The organism is Mucilaginibacter sp. P5_A6 (assembly GCF_056400585.1).
In genome coordinates this window covers 1-1,826 of sequence record NZ_JBFUKZ010000081.1, presented here as the reverse complement: position 1 = coordinate 1,826, position 1,826 = coordinate 1, and the positions used below count along the sequence as shown (strand labels likewise).

Sequence of the window (1,826 nt, the reverse complement as noted above, 5' to 3'; positions counted from 1 at the left end):
AAACCCGTCTTCGTTGCCAATCTCCACATAGCTGAGTTTAAATGGCGCGGGGTGCCCATCTGCAGCACGCTTAGCGCCCCAGTAGGTGTGTACGTCGCCCGTAACATATTCAAGCTCATCCAGCGCATCATCTACATAGGGCTTTAAAAGCGGGCCTGCGTCCACATGGTCGCCATCGAGTGAATAGCCCGCATAAACGGCAAGCAGCGGTTCCATCTTCAACTCTTCGCACCATTCTAAAAATTCAAGCAAGCCCATCCCGTCGGTAGGGCGATAGCCCCATGAGCCGGTATGGCCGGGACGATTTTCAAGCGCGCCTAAAGTGGTCTTCCATGGGAAGGCATCGGTCAATTTCGGGCCTTCGAGGAAATTACCACCGGGAAAACGTAAAAAACGGGGTTTCATATCAGCCAATAATTTCATGATATCTATCCGGTTTCCATTTGGGCGGTTATGATAGGTTGGCGGAAATAAAGACACGAGGTTAAAATAATAAACCCCGGTACGGTTTGTGGAAATAACAAAACGGGCGTCAGTTGTTGGTTTAACACCAGCGCCGGTTGTTAATTTGAGTTCATATTTTTTCCAAAAGGGGCTTTTTATCAAATTAATAACCCCCGAAGCATATACCGTTTTACCGTCGTTGCTTTCTATACTTACGGTTATAGGCCCGGCAGTGTTATCGGCAATTACCGGAACAGTAACTTTAGGCTTGGGCTCCCAGGGGCGAGGGGGAAATGGCTTGCTGTCCGTGCCCTTCATATAAAAAGAAGCATTATAAGTTGTATTAGGCAAAACAGGTATGCCCCAATAACCTTCATTTGCAATGCCGGCCCGGCCGCCACCGGTATCCACCATGAGTTTTAAACAGGTAGTTAACGCGCCGTTAATGGCGTGGCGCTGCTGATCGTTGGGTACATTGCCGGGGTTTGGGGCAACTAATTGAATGGTGGCTTTCGCGCCACCTTCCCTGATCACGCTCCATGCTTCCGGCGTATTTGGGTTGTCCTTAAATATCCTGTTCCTGATCAGTTCGGCATACAAACCGCCATCGTACGAATGGTTGATCTCTTCGGTCATCAACCCATACAGTTGCGGGCTTACATTTGCGCCGGGTTTGGTTAAATCAAGCGTTAGCTTAGGGTTTTGCGCTTTTACGCTTGTTGCAGCGAACAGGAACAGGCACAAAATTGAAATGGGTAATAACTTTTTCATCGTGAAAGTTTATATTATTTATTGTGTTTTTTACACTTATTTTTACAAGGCCAATGGGGTATTTCCATTGAAAATTGTTTCTGAGTTTATCGGTATTGAGTTTATATAACCCGGATTTTTACTGTTTTTGAAATATTGCGTGATGAATTACCTAACTGAAGAACAAATTCGCCAGCTTCAACTTTCCATGATTTTGTTGTTTCGTCATAAAAAGCCAAATCACCAACCTTTACATCCAGTTCAACTGTTTTCGTTTCGCCGGGTTGCAGAAAAACTTTTTTGAAAGCTTTTAATTCTTTTTCTGGCCGTAAAACAGAGCTAACCGGATCGCTCACATATAATTGCACAACTTCGGCACCGTAACGGCTTCCTGTATTTTTGATAGTGAATTTTGCACGGACGGTTTCATTTTTTCCGTAGCTTTTTTTATCAGCCGAAAAATGGCTTATGGAAAAATCAGTATAGGAGAGCCCATAACCAAAAGGAAATTGCGGTTCAATTTTCTTGGTATCGTACCAGCGGTAGCCAACCAGGATACCTTCTTTATATTCGGCCGTAGCGCCTTTACCCGGATAAGTATTTAAAGCGGAAGCAGGAGAATCTTTTAACGA

General features: G+C 44.8%; 2 protein-coding genes. Both read right to left on the bottom strand.

Going from position 1 to position 1,826, the window contains the following annotated elements:
* Positions 1-1,215 (bottom strand): carbohydrate binding domain-containing protein (locus AC1DO4_RS27800; RefSeq protein WP_477421031.1); only part of this gene is annotated, 1,215 nt, incomplete at its 3' end.
* A gap of 101 nt (positions 1,216-1,316) precedes the next feature.
* A partial coding sequence (locus AC1DO4_RS27795) for a fibronectin type III-like domain-contianing protein (RefSeq protein ID WP_477421030.1) occupies positions 1,317-1,826 on the bottom strand: 510 nt, incomplete at its 5' end.